This is a genomic window from Streptomyces gobiensis, from assembly GCF_021216675.1.
Lineage (GTDB): Bacteria > Actinomycetota > Actinomycetes > Streptomycetales > Streptomycetaceae > Streptomyces > Streptomyces gobiensis.
The window spans coordinates 4,021,595-4,037,655 of the sequence record NZ_CP086120.1; the positions used below are offsets into that span (position 1 = coordinate 4,021,595).

At 68.8% G+C, this 16,061-nt stretch carries 17 protein-coding genes; 12 read left to right on the plus strand and 5 right to left on the minus strand.

What is annotated here, in order from left to right; genetic code table 11:
• Positions 1–39: 39 nt before the first annotated feature.
• The 7 genes from test1122_RS18865 (at position 40) to test1122_RS18895 (ending at position 8,416) form a co-directional block, all read left to right on the plus strand.
• Positions 40–339, plus strand: coding sequence for a hypothetical protein (locus tag test1122_RS18865; RefSeq protein ID WP_232270344.1), 300 nt, complete (start codon positions 40–42; stop codon positions 337–339).
• Complete coding sequence (locus tag test1122_RS18870) at positions 336–566, plus strand: hypothetical protein (RefSeq protein ID WP_232270345.1); 231 nt, start codon at positions 336–338, stop codon at positions 564–566. The genes test1122_RS18865 and test1122_RS18870 overlap by 4 nt, the downstream gene beginning before the upstream one ends.
• A gap of 278 nt (positions 567–844) precedes the next feature.
• Positions 845–1,405 carry a phosphoesterase gene (locus tag test1122_RS18875; RefSeq protein WP_232270346.1) on the plus strand — a complete coding sequence of 187 codons (561 nt, stop codon included), beginning with the start codon at positions 845–847 and terminating at the stop codon, positions 1,403–1,405.
• A complete protein-coding gene (locus tag test1122_RS18880) occupies positions 1,402–2,955 on the plus strand; it encodes an alkaline phosphatase D family protein (RefSeq protein ID WP_232270347.1) in 1,554 nt (517 codons plus the stop codon). Before test1122_RS18875 ends, test1122_RS18880 begins: the two co-directional genes overlap by 4 nt.
• 203 nt (positions 2,956–3,158) lie before the next feature.
• Positions 3,159–4,121 (plus strand): zinc-binding dehydrogenase, encoded by a 963-nt coding sequence (locus test1122_RS18885; RefSeq protein WP_232270348.1) that lies wholly within the window; start codon positions 3,159–3,161, stop codon positions 4,119–4,121.
• Positions 4,122–4,271: 150 nt separating this feature from the next.
• Entirely contained in the window at positions 4,272–5,654 is a 1,383-nt protein-coding gene (locus test1122_RS18890) for a cellulase family glycosylhydrolase (protein ID WP_422397011.1), read from the plus strand.
• Positions 5,655–5,746: 92 nt separating this feature from the next.
• Positions 5,747–8,416, plus strand: a complete 2,670-nt coding sequence (locus tag test1122_RS18895; RefSeq protein WP_232270350.1) for a type 1 periplasmic-binding domain-containing protein — start codon at positions 5,747–5,749, stop codon at positions 8,414–8,416.
• A gap of 8 nt (positions 8,417–8,424) precedes the next feature.
• On the opposite strand, the gene test1122_RS18900 is transcribed toward test1122_RS18895, so the two are convergent.
• Genes test1122_RS18900 through test1122_RS18915 form a run of 4 tightly spaced genes read right to left on the minus strand, consistent with a single transcriptional unit; the run spans position 8,425 to position 11,838 of the window.
• Entirely contained in the window at positions 8,425–9,483 is a 1,059-nt protein-coding gene (locus test1122_RS18900; protein ID WP_232270351.1) for an NAD(P)H-dependent flavin oxidoreductase, read from the minus strand.
• Positions 9,480–10,211 (minus strand): CoA-transferase subunit beta, encoded by a 732-nt coding sequence (locus tag test1122_RS18905; protein WP_232270352.1) that lies wholly within the window; start codon positions 10,209–10,211, stop codon positions 9,480–9,482. The genes test1122_RS18900 and test1122_RS18905 overlap by 4 nt, the downstream gene beginning before the upstream one ends.
• Complete coding sequence (locus test1122_RS18910; protein ID WP_232270353.1) at positions 10,208–11,077, minus strand: CoA transferase subunit A; 870 nt, start codon at positions 11,075–11,077, stop codon at positions 10,208–10,210. The genes test1122_RS18905 and test1122_RS18910 overlap by 4 nt, the downstream gene beginning before the upstream one ends.
• Positions 11,074–11,838 carry an enoyl-CoA hydratase family protein gene (locus tag test1122_RS18915; protein WP_232270354.1) on the minus strand — a complete coding sequence of 255 codons (765 nt, stop codon included), beginning with the start codon at positions 11,836–11,838 and terminating at the stop codon, positions 11,074–11,076. The genes test1122_RS18910 and test1122_RS18915 overlap by 4 nt, the downstream gene beginning before the upstream one ends.
• A gap of 79 nt (positions 11,839–11,917) precedes the next feature.
• On the opposite strand from test1122_RS18915, the gene test1122_RS18920 reads away from it, so the two are divergent.
• From test1122_RS18920 to test1122_RS18940, 5 genes are all read left to right on the plus strand, one after another.
• Positions 11,918–12,661, plus strand: coding sequence for an SDR family oxidoreductase (locus tag test1122_RS18920; RefSeq protein ID WP_232270355.1), 744 nt, complete (start codon positions 11,918–11,920; stop codon positions 12,659–12,661).
• A gap of 67 nt (positions 12,662–12,728) precedes the next feature.
• Positions 12,729–13,622, plus strand: a complete 894-nt coding sequence (locus test1122_RS18925; RefSeq protein ID WP_232270356.1) for an SDR family oxidoreductase — start codon at positions 12,729–12,731, stop codon at positions 13,620–13,622.
• Positions 13,623–13,722: 100 nt separating this feature from the next.
• On the plus strand, positions 13,723–13,998 hold the full coding sequence (locus tag test1122_RS18930; protein ID WP_232270357.1) for a hypothetical protein: 276 nt from the start codon (positions 13,723–13,725) through the stop codon (positions 13,996–13,998).
• Positions 13,995–14,369, plus strand: coding sequence for a fic family toxin-antitoxin system, toxin component (locus tag test1122_RS18935; RefSeq protein WP_232270358.1), 375 nt, complete (start codon positions 13,995–13,997; stop codon positions 14,367–14,369). The genes test1122_RS18930 and test1122_RS18935 overlap by 4 nt, the downstream gene beginning before the upstream one ends.
• Positions 14,370–14,396: 27 nt before the next feature.
• Positions 14,397–14,894, plus strand: a complete 498-nt coding sequence (locus test1122_RS18940) for a GNAT family N-acetyltransferase (RefSeq protein WP_232271979.1) — start codon at positions 14,397–14,399, stop codon at positions 14,892–14,894.
• Here test1122_RS18940 and test1122_RS18945 read toward each other — a convergent pair.
• A complete protein-coding gene (locus tag test1122_RS18945) occupies positions 14,878–16,041 on the minus strand; it encodes an acetyl-CoA C-acetyltransferase (protein WP_232270359.1) in 1,164 nt (387 codons plus the stop codon). The two genes, test1122_RS18940 and test1122_RS18945, sit on opposite strands and share 17 nt — an antisense overlap.
• Positions 16,042–16,061 lie beyond the last annotated feature (20 nt).

Consider the following 16,061-nt stretch of genomic DNA (forward strand, 5'->3'; position numbering starts at 1 on the left):
TACTCCCGACGGTAGCCGTGCGCCAGCACCTTATGAGCCATGAACAGCAAGATTGACCACCTCATCCGCCGCTGTGCCGCGTGGGTGGGGGGCCGATTCCGGCGTGACGCTCGACCGCCCGCACTGCCCGCGTTGTTGGTGCCGTACCCGGTGCGCCGGGCCCTCTACGTCGTGCCCCGGGGTGCGCGGCTGCCGCAGATCTTTGACGGGGACGCGACGCCGCTCGTTCGCCCGTATCTCATTGCCCATGAGGAGCGGGAGCGGCGCATCGCGATGGCTCCGGGGGTGGGTGTGGGGCCGTGGTTCATTCCCGATATGTCGGTGGTGGAGGCGTGGTGAGCGCCGATAAGTACCTCTGTGGTGCCCGGCGGCCGAAGTGGCAGGAGACGTCGCCGTTGGTCGCGTCTCGGCTGCCCTGTGTTCTGGAGGAGGGGCACGGTGAGGCTCATCAGGATGCGATGGGGCAGACGTGGATGGTCACCACTCCTGAACTGGTCTTCGCGCTCGGGGTGCTCTTCGCTTCTGAGGAGTTGCGGAGGCTCTTGGGCGGAGAGGGCGCCCTGTGATGTGGCTGCGGGTGTACCGGGTCCGTTCCGATGGCAAGCGGGTGGTGGTCCGGCAGTGGCGGGAGGTGAAGCCGCCGGAGGGGCCGCCTGTTGAGTGTTTTCCGTTTCCGCCGTGCCGGTGTCCGCGCTGCCGGGGCAGACGGCAGCGCGGTACCGCGTAGGGCGGGGAGTGTGTTGTCTGTACAAGTGTCATTCGTTTGTTGCTCTTTACCCATGGTTCAGCCGGGTCCGCTGTGATGTGCTGCGCACACCATCGACCACCAGGAGGCGGAATCCCTGTGAACCTTGTCGTGAACGGAGATGCCGAGAGCGGACCGGGAGGGACGGCGGAGCCCGTCAACTCGGTCCCGGGCTGGAGCATTGAGGAGGGCGCGCCCGCGCTTATCCGGTATGACCTCGGTGGGGGCTATCCGACGCCGTCCGATCCCGGGCCGCCGCAGCGTGGCAGCCGGTTCTTCGGGGGTGGGAACTCCCCGCGTACCGCGCTGGTTCAGGACATTGAGCTGCCCGGCCGCCGGGCGGTGGACGCCGGGAAGGTGCGGTTCACGGCTACCGGGTGGCTGGGTGGATATGCCGGGCAGCAGGACGGGGCCCGGCTGTCCGTGGAGTTCCGGGACGGCAAGGGCACGCCGGTCGCCCTTGCCGTGCTGGGGCCGGTGACGGCCGGGGAACGGGGCAACCGGACCGGGTTCGTGAAGCGCACCGCCCGGGCCGCCGTGCCGCCGGGTGCGCGCACCGCGCGGGTGCTGCTCGTCTTCACCCGGACCAGCGGCACGTCCAACGACGGCTACGCGGACGGGATATCACTCACCCTGACGGCTGCTGGAGGCCCGGCATGAAGCTCAATCGACGTGACCTGCTCAAGGCGGCGGGAGCCGCAGGCGCACTGGGTGTCGTCTGGCCGCTGAGCGCCGGGCTGTCCCCGGCCCAGGCCCGGGAGGCCGCCGAGGCGCTGGGCGCCGACTATGACCCGGCGCCGTTCACGCTCGGGGTGGGCTCGGGGGACCCGATGCCCACAGGGGTGGTGCTGTGGACGCGGCTCGCGCCCGAACCGTTCGCCGAACAGCAGCCGCTGGCGGAGGTTGTTGAGGTCGGCTGGGTGGTGGCCGAGGACCGGGAGCTGCGCAAGGTGGTCGCCCGGGGCACCACCTCCGCGTCGGCGACGCTTGGGCACAGCGTGCATGTGCCGGTCGGCGGGCTGCGCGCGGGACGGCACTACTGGTACGCGTTCACGGCGCTCGGGAAGACCAGCCGGGTGGGCAGGACGAAGACGGCTGCGGTCGGAGCGGTGCCCAAGGTACGGTTCGCCGCTGCCAACTGCCAGGCTTTCCATGATGGTTATTACGCGGCGTTTCGGGGGATCGCGCGTGAGGAGCTGGACTTCGTCGTCCATCTGGGGGATTACATCTACGAGCACGGTCCGGTCGGCGGTGATCATGTCCGTGATCACAATGGGCCGCCGACCTTTACCCTCGCCGATTACCGGAAGCGGCACGCGCTCTATAAGGGCGATGCGTCGCTGCGCGAGGCGCATGCCGCTCATCCGTGGTTCCTGACCTGGGACGACCATGAGGTGGTCAATGACTACAGCAGCAGCGGTGAAGGCGCGCCCCTGCTGAAGCGCCGGGCGGCCGCGTATCAGGCCTGGTATGAGCACATGCCACACCGTGACGGTGGCGAGTCGGCGCTGCCCGATCCGGTCATCCACCGGGCCCGCCGCTGGGGCGATCTGCTGGAGCTGACCGTGCTGGATCTGCGCTCGTACCGGTCGGCGCAGAATCTGCCGGACGGCACGATCCTGGGTGGCGGGCAGAAGGGCTGGCTCAAGCAGGGCATCGACCGGGCCCCGGACGCCTGGCACTGCTGGGCCAACTCGATCATGCTCAGTCAGCTGCGGTCGCGGCCGGGTGGCTCATATATGTTCACCGATCAGTGGGATGGCTTCCTGGCGGAGCGGAAGGAAGTGCTGAGCTACGCGCATGACGCCGGGCTGGAGGATCTGGTGGTGATCACCGGGGACTGGCACTCGGCGTTTGTCGACGACGTCCGGCCGGATTATGACGATGTCTCGTCGCCCGTGATCGGGACGGAATTCACCGCCCATTCGGTGACATCCGGGGCGTACAGCGCGGAGTGGAACAAGACCAACGGTCCGCTGATGGGTAAGGGCAATCCGCATCTGCAGTACTTCGAGGGCAATCGCTACGGCTACGACGTGTACGAGGTCACCCCGGAACGTTGGTCCACCCATATGCGGGTGATCGGCGACCGGCGGGACCCGCACTCGCCGGTGTCCACCCTGACCACGTTCCACGTGGACCGGGGCACAGTGGGCGCGTACGAGGACCCGGCGACGAAGGACTCCCCGGCGCAGTACCGGCGCGACTGAGGCAGTCGGGCGACGGCGGGAGGGGACGGGGTGGGGTGCCCCCGCAGGCGACGCGCACGGCGGTGCCGGGTGACGTGACGGTTCCGGGCTCCGTGCGAGCGCCGAGGAGGTACCCCACCCCGGCACCGAGCCACACCGCAGCGGGGCAACTCACACCCCGCTGTGGTTCCGCCCCGCCCCTACTGCGGCGTAGCGTCTGAATCATGTTTGCTGCTTACGCCGCCCGCATCGATCGGGATCAGCCGCTGAATGGACTGGAGCTTGGGGAGCGCCCGGAGCCGGACGTTCCGCCCGGCTGGACCACCGTCAACGTCAAGGCGGCCTCGCTCAACCATCACGATCTGTGGTCGTTGCGCGGGGTCGGCCTTGGCGAGGAGTCGCTGCCGATGATCCTTGGCTGTGACGCGGCCGGGGTGGACGCCGACGGCAACGAGGTCGTGCTCCACTCCGTGATCGGACAGACCGGGCATGGGGTGGGGCCGCGCGAGCCACGGTCGATTCTCACCGAGAAGTATCAGGGGACCTTCGCCGAGCGGGTGGCGGTGCCGCAGTGGAATGTGCTGCCGAAGCCGAAGGAGCTGTCGTTCGCGGAGGCCGCCTGCCTGCCGACGGCCTGGCTGACCGCGTACCGGATGCTGTTCACCAACGCCGGGGTACGCCCCGGGGACAGCGTGCTGGTTCAGGGCGCCGGCGGCGGCGTGGCCACCGCGGCGATTGTGCTGGGCGCGGCGGCCGGGCTGCGGGTCTTCGTCACCAGCCGGGACGAGGCCAAGCGGGCGCGGGCCGTGGAGCTGGGTGCCGAAGAGGCCTTTGAGAGCGGGACGCGGCTGCCGCAGCGGGTGGACGCGGTGATTGAGACGGTGGGCGCCGCGACGTGGTCGCACTCGGTGAAATCGCTGAAGCCGGGCGGGACGTTGGTGATCTCTGGGGCGACCAGTGGGCCCAATCCGCCCGCCGCTGAGCTGAACCGGATTTTCTTCCTGGAGCTGAAGGTCGTCGGCTCGACGATGGGCACCAAGGAGGAGCTGGCCGGTCTGTTGAGCTTTTGTGCGGCGAAGGATGTGCGGCCTGTGATCGACTCCACGTTGCCGCTGGACCGGGCGCGGGAGGGGTTCGAGAAGATGGCGACCGGCGACCTCTTCGGCAAGGTCGTCCTCACGGTCTGAGCCGGGTTTCCCCAGTCCCTCCCCCAGCTACCTCCCCCAGACCCCCGAGTGTTGTGGGCACCCGGGCCTCAACCCCCCAGGGCGGAGCCCTGGTTTCGGGGAGGGGTGGGGCTGGGGAAACAACTACCTGACGGGGAGTCAGGAGTTGTTATGCGGGTCGGTTGGAGTGCGACGCTTGTTGCCATGGCGCTGGTGCTGGGGTTAGCCGCACCGGCGCCCGCTGTGGTGGGGGAGATACCCCGGCTCACCGATGAGCGGGGGCGGACGCTCACCTTGCGGGGCTGGAATGTGGAGGACAAGTCGGGGCGGGGAGCGGACGCGCTCGCTGCGATTACCGAGAAGCACTTCCGGGATATGTCGGCGCAGGGGTTCAACTTCGCCCGGTTGCTGGTCTTCTGGGATGATCTGGAGCCCCGGCAGGGCGCGTACAGCGAGCGGTATCTGCGGAAGATCGAGCGGGTGCTGGGCTGGGCCCATACGTACCGGATCAGGGTGGTGCTTGACGCGCATCAGGATGTCTACGGGCCAGCATTCGGTCGGCATCGGGGCGTTCCGGAATGGGCTACCCGGACTGATGGGCTGCCGTATGAGCCGAATCCGGATGACTGGTTCTCGGAGTACTTTCAGCCCGCCGTGCAGGCCGCTTTTGAGCATCTCTATGAAGATGACGATTTGCGGCGGGCGCAGGCGCGGATGTGGGGGGTGCTTGCCGAGCGGTTCGCTGGACACCCCGCCGTTCTCGGCTACGACCTGATGAATGAGCCGATGGGCAAGCTCCGGGAGGGCGAGGATCTGCCGACCGCCGCACGCCGGATCGAAGCGGAGCAGCTGACCCCGATGTATAACCGCCTGGCGAAAGCGGTGCGCCGGCATGACCGGGACAGCTGGCTGTTCATCGAGCCCACCCCGATCGTTGGTGAGGGTGTGCCCACCGGGCTGGGAAAGATCGACGACCCGAAGGTGGTGTATGCGCCGCATCTTTACAACACGGCGATGGAGGGTGGCGCGGACTACGACCCCGATGCGGGCTGGCTTGAGGCGTATGAGGCTGCGGTTGCGCGGTATCCGAGGGAACACGGCGTCCCTGTGGTGATTGGCGAGTGGGGGCCGTTGCATAGCGACCAGCCCAATATGGGGCGGTTTTATGCTGATGTTCTGGCGTCCATGGGGCGTTACAGCTCTGGGTGGGCGGGCTATGTGTGGTGCTACGGCGGGGGATACTGCGCGGTGGGGGAGGACGGTCGCTGGCGTACCAATAAGGGGGCAACGGCCCGGCCGTACGCGCCTGCCGTCGCGGGTACCGTCCGTACGGACGACTATGACCCCGCGACGGGCGTCTACCAGCTGACTTATGAGCCGGGCCAACTTGGCGTCACTGAGCTGTCCTTGCCGCCGTCCCCTGATGGCTGGCGGATCGACGTACAGGGCGCCGCGCTGGCCTGGCCCCGGAGCGTACCGGCTGGGCAGCGTGGCACGGTGACGGTGCTCGCGGCAGTGCGGGCCGGTCTCCCCGTGACGGTGACTGCCCGCTGACGGAGGGCAGGAACCCTTGTTGGCGGGGGTTCGTGAGGGTATGAACGAGCTCTCGGCAACTGCAGTCTCGTTCGGGGGGAGCTGATGGTGCTGTGACGACGTCACCTGACGACGGAATTCCGCCCTTGGAGGGCCTGGACGACTTTCTGAGGGCCTTCGACGCTGCCGTCGTCGAACCGCCCAGGGCACGCACCTGCGCATCGCTCGTACTCATCGCCCAGGAAGGCGCCGGAACCGAGGCCCTGCGGATCGTACGGGCCCTGCGTGAACGGTGCATCGACAGCGAGGACCGTCCACTCGCCCCGGTCGCACTCTGCCCGCCCAGGGGACAGCGGCCGACCACCGGTCAGGTCCAGTTCTATGAATCCATTGTCGATGGACTGCGGACGACAAAGCCCGGCGACATCGGCAGGCTGACGTTCCGTGACTACGCGCTGATGCGGACCGTCGTCGAGGCGTCCCTGACCGGCCGTGGCGCGGACGGCAAGGCCAAAGAGCTGCGCAAGCAGCTGCACCGGGCACGCTTTCCGGCCCGGCCCGGTGGGCCGCCGCCGCTGGACGAGGTGCTGCCCTGGTTCGGCAAGCTGCTGCTGTGGACCTGGGGCCGGGCCGTCCAGCCGCTGTTCAGCTGGCGCACCGACCGCCGGATGATGCGCGGCTGGTTCGGCCCCTGGGCACAAGTCGCCTTGCGAGCCAAGCAGGAGAGCTTTTTCCAGTCGGCGCATCAGCTCTCGCGCCAAGGGCAGCTCCATACGCCCGAACATATTGACGCGGTACTGACCAGGGCCCTGCTGGCCGATCTGGACCGGGCGCTCCGGCGCCGCTGGTGGTCTCCATGGCGCCGACGCCGCACCGCCCGCTGCGTCCTGCTGCTCGCCGAGCCGGATGGGGACAGTGGCCAGGTCCGTGGCTTCCTCGCCGCGTACACCAAGGCGGTCCGGCAGTGCCCCACCACGGGCACGGTCCTGGTGGCCCGTACCCGTGCTGGAACGCCCGACGAGCTGGGGGTGCGGGTCGATGACTCGTTCACCGCCGTCGCCGCCTCACTGGCCGATAAAACCCATGAAACCCATGAAGCCGGTGCCACCGGCCCACTGCGCGCCGGGGCTGTACGGGTCGGCACGGGGCAGCCCGGGGCCGATGCTGTCGCGGACTGGCTGAAGGACCACCCGAAGATCCCGGACCGGGAGGGCCCGAGCCGTTCGCCGCGCGCTGCGGCCGTCGTCCAGTCGGTCGCCATGGTGGCCGTGCTCACCCTGCTGTACAGCGGTGCGGGATTCCTCGGGGCGCCGCTGCCGTTGTTCGAAGACGCCAACCGCCCATGCCCCGAGGGACAGTTCGAGGCCGCCGACGGGCATGGCTGTCTGGGGCTGAGTGACGGCAGCGAGCCGTTCGCGGGGGCCTCTGGTGAGTACAACGAGCTGCTGGACATGATCCGGGAGACCAACGCCGAGGTGACCGAGCTCGCTGAGCGGGGACAGGAGATCCGTACGATCGTGCACTTCGAGCCCTTTACCGACGGGCAGACCTTCAGTCAGCTGGTGGAGGCCGGGGTGCTTCCCGAGCTGCGTGGGCTGGCGCTCCAGCAGCGCGAGGCGCTCAGGGAGGCACGGAACAACGACAAGAAGGTCGGCATCCGGGTGCTGCTGGCGAACAGCGGGCCGCTGTTCGAGGAGGGGGAACGGGTCGCCGAGCTGATCGTGGCCTGGATGGCTGAGGAACGGATCGTCGGCGTCGTGGGGCTTGGCCAGAGCAGGCTGGGGACGAAGCGAGCGATCAAGGTGCTGGACCGTGCGAGTCTGCCGATGATCAGCACATCGGCGACGGCGGACGAGATGACCGAGCAGTCCCCGCAGTACTACCAGATCGCGCCCGGCAACCGGCGCGAGGCCCGGGCGGCGGTCTCCTTCGTCAAACACCAGGAGTTCGTGACGCTGCCCGACGGCAGCCGCCGTCGGGCCAAGTCCACGGTTGTGGTGCACGATCCACACGACCCCTACAGCAGTAACCTCAGCGCGGATTTCGAGGCGGAGTTCAGGAAGGAGGTCGGTGGAAAGGTAACGATGGTCGACTACTCGCCGGACAGCGAAGCCGTGTCGAGTTCGGTGACCGACCTCGCCCGGAGGGTGTGCGGCGCGCTGCGGGCAGAGCCTGCGACGATGGTGTTCTGGGCGGGCCGGGCCCGGGAAATGCTCGCCTTTCTCGATGAGTTCCGCAAGAGTCCCGACTGCGACGCCATAACCGTTCTCGGCGGAGACGACCTGACCAACTCACTCATCAAGGAGGAGAATCCGGTCGCTACCTATCGCGAGCTGACCTTGCACCATATGGCCCATGCGGTGCCGGGGATCGACCGGCCGACAAACGAGGTCAGCACCTTTGTGGAGCGCTATCAGAAGCAGTTCGGCGCCGACGATCTCATCGTGAATGACGGCCATCCGGCGCTCGGCTGGGACGCTCTGAAGGTGCTCTCCCATGCGGTGAACCTCGCCCGTAGTACCTCGCACGACCCCGACTTCGACAAGTCGACCGTGTCGTCCAAGCTCCGCAGCAGCGACAACACCATTCAGGGCGTCACGGGAGTGCTTGACTTCTACTCCGCCGGACGGTCGGTGCCGATACCCCGGGACAAGCCAATCTATGTCATCGAAGATGCCAGGAGCGGACCCCATATCGCCCTCAAGTGCGGCAATTTCGGAGTCGGTGCCGAGCAGACGAAATGGGGCTCGCCGAAAGCGAAATACCCCTGCCCGCGCGACTGACCGCTGGGTCATCGGGATGCGATACGGGCGAGTGCGGTGCGCGCCTCGTTGGTGGTGCGCTCCACGACCTCCTGGCAGCTCGGCAGGTCGTCGATGAGGCCCGCCACCTGGCCGGAGGCCATGACGCCCGTGTCCGTACGCCCGTCCACCATGGCGGCTTTGAGCAGCATGGGGGTGTTGGCGGCCAGCAGGAGCTGGCTGAGGGTGAGGTCCTTGCCGTGGCGCAGGGTGCGGGCGTCCTGGAGCAGTTGACGCCAGGAGAGACCGGTGTGTTTCTTGAAGGCTGCGGCGTGGCGCAAAGCGTGCAGGAGCTGGGTGGTACGGCCGGAGGATTCCAGGGTGGCGACCATCTCGCTGCGGAGCATCCGGTGTGGCAGGCCGTCGACCTTGGTGGTGACGGTGATGTCCGTGACGGCGGCGGCCAGATAGCGCTGCTTCACCGGGTCCGGGACCGTGGACTCCCTGGTGAGAAGGAAGCGGGTGCCCATCGCCACGCCCGCCGCCCCGTAGCAGAGCGCCGCTGCCAGGCCACGGCCGTCGAAGAAGCCGCCCGCCGCGATGACCGGGATATCGACGGCGTCGACTACCTGGGGGAGGAGGACGGTGGTGGCGACCTGGCCCGTATGGCCGCCGCCCTCGCTGCCCTGGACGATCAACGCGTCCGCGCCCCAGGCGGCGACCTTCTGGGCGTGCCGGACCGCGCCGACGGAGGGGATGACGAGGACGCCCGCGTCGTTGAGGCGGGCGATGAGGGCGGGAGAGGGGGCCAGGGCGAAGGAAGCGACCTTGACGTTCTCATCGATGAGCAAACGGACGCGGTCGGCGGCGTCGGAGGCGTCCGCGCGAAGGTTGACGCCGAAGGGGGCGCCGGTGCGTTTCCTTACTTCACGGATGGCGTCCCGGAGGTGGGGCAGCGTCATGGTCGCGGAGGCGAGAATGCCGAGGGCGCCCGCGTTGGCGGCCGCCGAGACGAGCCTGGGGCCCGCCACCCAGCCCATACCGGTCTGGACGATGGGGGCGCGGATGCCGACCAGCTCGGTGAGGGGGGTCTTCCAGGCGATCTTCAAGGCTTCACCTCGCGGTTGCGGGTGGTGTCGGGGTCGATCACCTCGCGGATGAGGTGGAGTTCGGCCGGGGTCGGGTCCCGGGTGTACGGGATGTCGGGTGGGAGGCACAGGTCGAAGCCGGTCTGTGTCCGGACGTGCTCGGCTGTGACGCCGGGGTGGACGCTGGCGATTCGGATGCGGTGGTCCGGGGTGTCGAAGTCCAGGACGGCCAGGTCGGTGACGATGCGGCGCAGCTCATGGAAGCGGGTCGCGGAGGGGCCCGCCTCGGCGGCGCGCCGGTAGCCGACGCCGCTCACCATGTCGACCTGCTCGACGAAGACCCGGGGGGAGTGCCGTGGCACCCAGTACGACACCGGGTTGTTGAGGGTGTTGATGGGCGCACCACGGGAACCGAGCAGCTGGCGGGTGGGCCGGGACCAATCGCCGATACAGGAGATGTTCTGGTTGCCGTACCGGTCGAGCTGGCTGGCGCCCATCATGACGTGCCGTTTGCCGCCCGCGACCATCGCCAGATGCTTACGGTACGGCAGCCACCCCTCGACGCTCTGCCCGTCCGGGCCGATGAGCAGCGCTTCGCCGTCGGTCATCAGCAGGTCGGAGCTGAAGGTGCGCCGGGCCAGCAGCGCGCCCAGGCGGGGGATGGTGCCCATGGGGGCGGCCAGGATCTCGCCGTCGCCGCGCCAGGCTTCGGCGCAGGCGATCACACAGTACTCGGCCCGGGTGATCATCGCTCCTCCCTCCCGTAGAGACGGTGGCTGGCGATGGCGCGTTGGTAGTCCGTCTCGCTGCCGGTCAGAAAGCGCTCGGCGAAGACGCGCCACTCGGCGGGGTCGGCGGCGGCCTTGGCGTAGGCCCGCTGGAAGGGCTCATCCCGTTCGTAGTCGGGGGCGCAGCTGGTGAAGTGCGCGCCGCGCGGGGCGTGTACGACGCCGGTGACATTGTGGCGGCTGAGGAGCAGGGTCTGGGGGCCGGAGGTCCCGAGCAGATCGCCTGGCTCGACCAGCTCTTCGCAGGAGACATAGGTCCGCTGGGCGGCCTCCGAGAAGAGGTCGTCGAAGTAGGGGTCGGGGCCCAGATACTGGGCGTTGCCGAGCTGGTCGGCGCGGTTGAGGTGGACGAGGGCGACGTCCATGTGCAGGGCGGGGACAGCCAGTAGTTCTTCGTGGTCGTCATAGGGGGATGTGACCGTGCGGAGGCGGGGGTTGGTGCGCGGGATATCGGAGCCGAGGCCGGCGCGGATCGGCATGAAGGGCAGCCGGTGGGCGGCGGCGGTCAGCGCCCACATCAGCATGGCCTCGTCGAACTCTTCGAAGGCGAAGGCCGCTTGTTGGCGGGCGGCTCGGAAGTGCGGTTCGAGGGGGATGGAGTCGAGGGTGACAAAGGGGGCGATGAGCTTGCTGATCCGGCCCTCGGCGGCGAGCAGTCCGATATCGGCGCCGCCGTAGCTGATGACGGTGAGGTCTTTGACGTCGGTGCGCAGCAGGGCACGGATGAGGGCCATGGGTTTACGGCGCGATCCCCAGCCGCCGATACCGAGGGTCATGCCGGGCTCGATCTGGGCGGCGACCTCATCCAGGGTGAGGACCTTGCTCATCTGCGTTCCCCCTGCGATGCGAAGGCGTCGCGGTGCCGGTCGGCGACGCCGGAGAGGCTGGCCTCGAAGGTGAAGCCCTGCTCATAGCGGTAGCTGCGGCGAACGTCGATGGGGTCGATGCCGTTGATGGCCTCCTTGGCGAGGCGCAGCAGACAGCCGTCCTTGGCGGCGATCTGGCTGGCCAGCTCCAGGGCGGTGTCGAGGAGATGGCCGGGATTGTCGACAAGTCGCCAGAGTGCGCCATGGCGGTCCAGCTCCCGGGCGGTGAGGCGTTGCCCGGTGTAGTAGAGGGTGCGCATCAGATGCGGGGGCAGCAGCCGGGAGAGGTGGGTGGCCGCACCGAGCGCGCCCCGGTCCAGCTCGGGCAGGCCGAAGGTGGCGTCCTCGCTGGCGACGATGGCGTCGGCGTTGCCGATCAGGCCGATGCCGCCGCCCAGGCAGTAGCCGTGTACGGCGGCGATGACCGGTACCTCGCACTCGTAGACGGCGGCGAACGCCTCGTAGCAGCCCCGGTTCGCGCCGATCAGGGCGGTGTGGTGCTGGGTGTGCTGGTCGCGCTGTAGCTCCTTGATGTCGACGCCCGCATTGAAGCCCCGTCCGGTGGCGGTCAGCACGGCGGCGCGGACGGACTGATCGCGGCCTGTGGCGCGGAGCGCGTCGGCGAGCTCGTACCAGCCCGCTACCGGGAGGGCGTTGACGGGCGGGTAGTCGACGGTGACGACGGCGACGCCATCGAGGGGGCGGGAGGTGGAGACACCCATGACTGGATCAGCTACCTTTCCACCTAACGTTTGTTTGGTGGACGATAGCAGCGGACACCGGGCCGGGGAAGGTGAGTCGATGACCGTCGCAGTCGTCACGGGCGGCACACGTGGGGTGGGCGCCGGGATCGCGCGGGCGTTTCAGCGGGCGGGTGCCGATGTGGTGATCTGTGCCCGGCGGCCGCCCGGTGAGCCGGTCGGGGACGCGCGCTTTCTGCCGCTCGATGTACGGGACGCGGGGGCGTGCGAGGAGCTGTGCGGGCGGGTGGCCGCCGAGCACGGTGGGCTTGATGTCCTGGTCAACAACGCGGGCGGAACGGGCTTTCGGCTGGCGGCGGAGGGGGAGGCGGCGCGGCACGCCCGCGTGGTTGAGCTCAATCTGATCGCGCCGCTGGTGATGTCGCGGGCCGCCTACGCGGTGATGCGGGGGCAGTCGGGGGGCGGCTCGATTGTGATGATCGGGAGCGTCAGCGGCTCCCGGCCCTCGCCGGGTACGGCCGCCTATGGGGCGGCGAAGGCGGGGCTGGCCCACCTTGCCCGCTGTCTGGCGGTCGAGTGGGCGCCACGGGTGCGGGTGAACACGGTGGTGCTCGGCATGGTGCGGACGGAGCTGGCGCATCTGCACTACGGCGATGAGGCGGGGGTTGCGGCGGTCGCCGGGACGGTTCCGCTGGGGCGGCTCGCGGAGCCGGAGGAGGTGGGGGAGGCGTGTGTCTTCCTCGCGTCGGAGCGGGCGCGGTATGTGAGCGGGGCGGCGCTGGAGTTGCATGGGGGCGGGGAGCAGCCTGCGTTTCTGGGGGCGGCGACGGTGGAGCGGGGGTAGGGGGTGTTCCCCGGTCCCGCCCCCCTGGCGGAACGACTGCCCACAACGGGTTAGGAGGAGGTACGTGATGGAAGGTCGGGTTGTTGTTGTTACTGGGGGAGGGCGGGGGCTTGGGCGGGCGCATGCGCTTGCGTTCGCGCGGGAAGGGGCGAAGGTCGTCGTCAACGATCTCGGGGTCGCTCTGGACGGGGGTACGGACGCGGTCAGCCCGGCTGAGCAGGTCGCCGGGGAGATACGGGAGCTGGGCGGGGAAGCTGTCGTATCGCGGGATGACATCGCGGACGGCGAGGGCGCGGCCCGCCTCGTCCGCACCGCGCTGGAGGCGTTCGGGCGGCTGGACACGCTGGTCAACAACGCTGGGTTTCTGCGGGACCGGATGCTGGTCAACCTGGGGGAGGAGGACTGGGACGCCGTCATCCGAGTGCATTTGAGAGGGCACTTCCTTCCCATGAAGCACGCCGCCGCGCACTGGCGGGCGGAGGCGAAGGCGGGGCGTATGCCGCAAGCCCGGATCGTCAACACCAGCTCGGGGGCCGGCCTGCTGGGCAGCGTCGGGCAGGGCAACTACGCCGCCGCCAAAGCCGGGATCGCAGCGCTGACGCTGGTCTCGGCGGCGGAGTTCGGGCGGTACGGGGTCACGGTCAACGCCATCGCACCCGCTGCCCGGACGCGGATGACGGAGCGGACGTTCGCCGACACGATGGCCGCGCCGGGCGAGGGGTTCGACGCGATGGCACCGGAGAACGTCTCACCGCTGGTCGTCTACCTCGGATCGGCGGCATCGCACGGAATCACAGGCCGGGTCTTCGAGGTGGAGGCGGGAAGGGTGACCGTCATGGACGGCTGGCGCCGCGCCGCGCAGGCGGACAAGGGCGCCCGCTGGGAGCCGGAAGAGCTGGACGCCACGGTGCGCGAGCTCCTTGCCAAGTCCCCGGACCCGGAGGCTGTTTACGGAACGTGACTGCGTGACCCCGCTCATCATTTCAGTAGTGAAGTGTGATGAGCGGAAGGTGAAGATGAGCGCTCGACTGGTGGATGACTGCACTGCTAGCTTTGCAGCCATGGAGATGAAGACGGTGACTATAAGGCTGCGTGCGGATGAGCTCGACCGGGTGCGCCGTCGGGCGGAAGCGCAGGGTAAGAGCCTTCAGGCGCATATGCACGACACGCTGCTTGCTGAGTCCATTGAGGCGGACCGGAAGCTGCGCAAGTCCGTGCGGGAAGGCGTCGAACGGTATGCGGAGGCATTCGCCGAGACGGATCTAGAGAACGACCGGCGTCTCGCCCGTATGCGGGAGGCTGCCCGGGGCATGGAACGGGAGCCCGGCGAGTGGTGACCCCCATCGACCTGCCCCAGCTGCTGTCTGTCGCCGAAACGCTGCCCAGGGATCCCCAGGTCGATGACCTGGGGATGTTGACCTGCGCCTGTGATCGCATGTCGGCGGTCGCTCTGGAGCGTGAGGTATATCCCACTCTCCGCTACAAAGCGGCCGCGCTGCTGGAGCAGTTGGCCCGGCATGACGCTCTTGAACACAGCAACAACCAGTTCGCGTGGCTGGCAGTGCGGGAATACGCACGGATCAACGGCTACCGGCTGGAGGCCGAGCCAAAGGAGGCTCTGGCTCTAGTGCTGGGTGTTCGAAACTATGAGGTCACGATGCGGGAGAGTGCCAGGACCCTTTCCTCCTGGTGGCAATCGATCGATTGACAAGAATTAGTTGTGCCCATGAGGACAATGGTCCGTGTGAACTGGACGATTGCCCCTGCACCCGTCGACGGCCCCGAGGCCTTCGACATGCTTCGCTCCTACTACGCGGATATCGTCGGCCGCTACTACGGGCGTGCCGCGACCGAGCGGGAGGTCGCCGAGGCGATGGCCGATGAGCCCAGCGGAGTTCTGGCCCCGCCCACCGGGGAGTTCCTGTTCGCCCGGCAGGACGGCGAGCCTGTCGGGTGCGCTGGGGTGCGGCTGCTTGAGCCGGAAATCGCCGAGTTGGCCCGGGTGTTCGTCCGGCCGGGACGGCGCGGTGCCGGGGGTGGTGCGGCGCTGCTTGCCGCTGCGGAGAAGGCGGCCCGGGGGCTGGGTGCGGTGGTGGTGCGGCTGGATACCCGGCGGGATCTTGTGGAGGCGCGGGCGATGTACGCCCGGCATGGGTACGCCGAGATCCCGCCGTACCATGACGGCCCCTACGCGGATCACTTCTTCGAGAAGCGGCTCACAGGCGTTCGATGATGGTGACGTTTGCCTGGCCGCCGCCTTCGCACATGGTCTGGAGGCCGTAGCGCCCGCCGGTGCGCTCCAGTTCATGGAGGAGCGTGGTCATCAGCTTGGTGCCGGTGGCGCCCAGCGGGTGGCCCAGGGCGATCGCGCCGCCGTTGACGTTGACCTTGTCGGGGTCGCAGCCGGTGTCCTTCAGCCAGGCGAGGACGACCGGGGCGAAGGCCTCGTTGATCTCGACCAGGGCGATGTCGTCGAGCGTCATACCGGTTTTCTTCAGGGCGTGTTCGGTCGCCGGGATGGGGGCGGTGAGCATCCGGATCGGGTCATCCGCGCGGACCGAGAGGTGGTGGATGCGGGCGCGTGGGGTGAGCCCGTGGTCGCGTACGGCCTGTTCCGAGGCGAGCAGCAGGGCGGAAGCGGCGTCGGAGATCTGGGATGAGACGGCGGCGGTGAGGCGGCCGTTCTCGATGAGGGGGGCGAGGGAGGCCATCTTCTCCAGGGAGGTGTCACGGCGGGGGCCCTCATCGACGGTGTGGTCGCCATAGGGGGTGATTTCCCGCTTGAAGCGGCCCTCGTCGATGGCCTGGAGTGCACGTTGGTGTGAGCGCAGCGCCCAGCGCTCCATGTCCGCGCGGCTGATCCCCCACTGCTGGGCGATCAGCTCCGCGCCGTAGAACTGGCTCACCGGGGTGTCGCCGTAGCGGGCTCGCCAGCCCTTTGAACCGGCGAAGGGGCCATCGGTCAGTCCGAGTGGTTCGACGGCCCGGTTGCTGGCGTAGGCGATCGGGATCTGCGACATGTTCTGGACGCCGCCCGCGACTACGAGATCCGCGGTGCCGGACAGCACGGCCTGGGCGGCGAAGTGCACGGCCTGCTGGGAGGAGCCGCACTGGCGGTCGACCGTCACGCCCGGGACATGCTCGGGCAGCCCGGCCGCCAGCCAGCAGGTGCGGGCCACATCGCCGGACTGGGGGCCGACCGTATCGAGGCAGCCCAGGATGACGTCCTCCACGGCGGCTGGGTCCGCGCCCGAGCGGGTCATCAGGGTCGTGAGGACGTGGGCGCCCAGATCAGCGGGGTGGGCGGTCGCCAGTGCTCCGCCGCGCTTGCCGACCGGGGTGCGGACGGCTTCGACTATGTAGGCCTCACTGTGGGTCATTGGGCTGCTCCTTGGGTCAG